At 48.0% G+C, this 1416-nt stretch carries 3 protein-coding genes; 2 read left to right on the top strand and 1 reads right to left on the bottom strand.

The genetic code is table 11. The features are described from left to right. The coding region (locus R7Q47_RS24440) for a uroporphyrinogen-III C-methyltransferase (protein ID WP_318089818.1) at positions 1 to 424 on the top strand (424 nt) is incomplete at its 5' end. Positions 425 to 468: 44 nt separating this feature from the next. On the opposite strand, the gene R7Q47_RS24435 is transcribed toward R7Q47_RS24440, so the two are convergent. Further along, positions 469 to 909 carry a DUF4174 domain-containing protein gene (locus tag R7Q47_RS24435; protein ID WP_318089816.1) on the bottom strand — a complete coding sequence of 147 codons (441 nt, stop codon included), beginning with the start codon at positions 907 to 909 and terminating at the stop codon, positions 469 to 471. 117 nt (positions 910 to 1026) lie between these two features. Here R7Q47_RS24435 and R7Q47_RS24430 point away from each other — a divergent pair. Beyond that, positions 1027 to 1416: NYN domain-containing protein (locus R7Q47_RS24430; RefSeq protein ID WP_318089814.1), on the top strand; the 390-nt coding region annotated here is incomplete at its 3' end.

Below are 1416 nucleotides of genomic sequence, written 5' to 3'. Positions count from 1 at the left end.
AGCAGAATACGGTATTCAATACGAAGTGGTGCCAGGGATCACCGCTGCGGCGGGGGCGACGGCTTACGCAGGTATTCCACTAACGCACCGTGATCATGCGCAAAGCGTTCAATTCATCACGGGTCACGTGCAAAAAGACGGTCGCGAAATTGAATGGCGCTCGTTAGCGCAATCAAACAACACGCTTGTGTTCTACATGGGGTTGAAGCAAAGCAGTCACATTATGGACAAGCTCATCACGCACGGCTTAGACCCAGAAATGTCATGCGCAATCATCGAAAATGGGACGCGACCAGAGCAACGCGTGTTCCAAGGTAAACTAAATGAACTGTCTAACATGGCAGAGCAAGCAGTAAGTCCTGCATTGATAGTGGTGGGGAGCGTTACGCAGCTGCATAATAAGTTGGCGTGGTTCGGAAAGTAACGAAGAATCCTGTTTCTTCACGAGTCTTCATTTCCTCAAGTGCTTCAGATTTCGCAGGGGCTTCGCTGCCTCTGCACCTCTTGTTTCCGCATCGGCATTTGGTCAATCAAAGCGTTAATGTATTGCCAGTCGGTTTCTGCCCCCCAGCGGTATTTTTCTAAGCCATCTTTACCGAGCAAAATCGCAGTGTGCTCGCCTTTTTTCACGCTGTAGATCTCTGCGAGTATCTTTAAATCAAACTCTTCTTTAAGCCAGCTTGGCACGGTGTAGCCATCTTCTGTGATCACCAGTGTGACGACATCTCTATCAACTAACTCGCACTCGTGCATCAATGCTTCAAGCAAGAACTGTTTTACGTAATCATCATTTTCAGGCGCGAAATACAGAACACTGCGATGCGGCCAGTATTGAGTGTGCGCAGGATAGCCGAGTGCCGTCGAGGCAAAGACGCACAAAAGCAGTATCACCAATAACTTTCCACCCATGACTCACTCCTAAAAACGCGATTTTCCGTTTATACGTTAAGTTTAGTGGAATTGGCTCATTGTGCTTTTGGGCGATCTGGCTTAGGGTAGGCGGCAAATTATCGGTATGAGATCACCATGCAATCAGACCACAAAGAAAAAATCGCCATTCTCGTTGACGTTCAAAACGTTTATTACACTTGTCGCGAAGCGTATCGCAGTAACTTTGACTACAACCAGTTTTGGTATGTCGCGACACAAGAAAAGCAAGTAGTAAGCGCAAAAGCTTATGCCATTGCCAGTAACGATCCGAAGCAACGCCAGTTTCATCACATTCTAAGAGGTGTGGGATTTGAGGTGATGTTGAAGCCTTACATTCAGCGTCGAGATGGCAGCGCCAAAGGGGATTGGGATGTCGGTATCACGCTCGATGCGATTGAGATTGCGCCTGATGTTGACCGCGTGATTTTGGTTTCTGGTGATGGCGACTTCAGTTTGCTGGTGGAACGTATTCAGCAGCGCTACAAC

It is taken from the genome of Vibrio sp. Vb0349 (assembly GCF_033338975.1).
The sequence above is the reverse complement of the archived record's forward strand: the minus strand, read 5'-3'. Positions and strand labels throughout refer to the sequence as shown.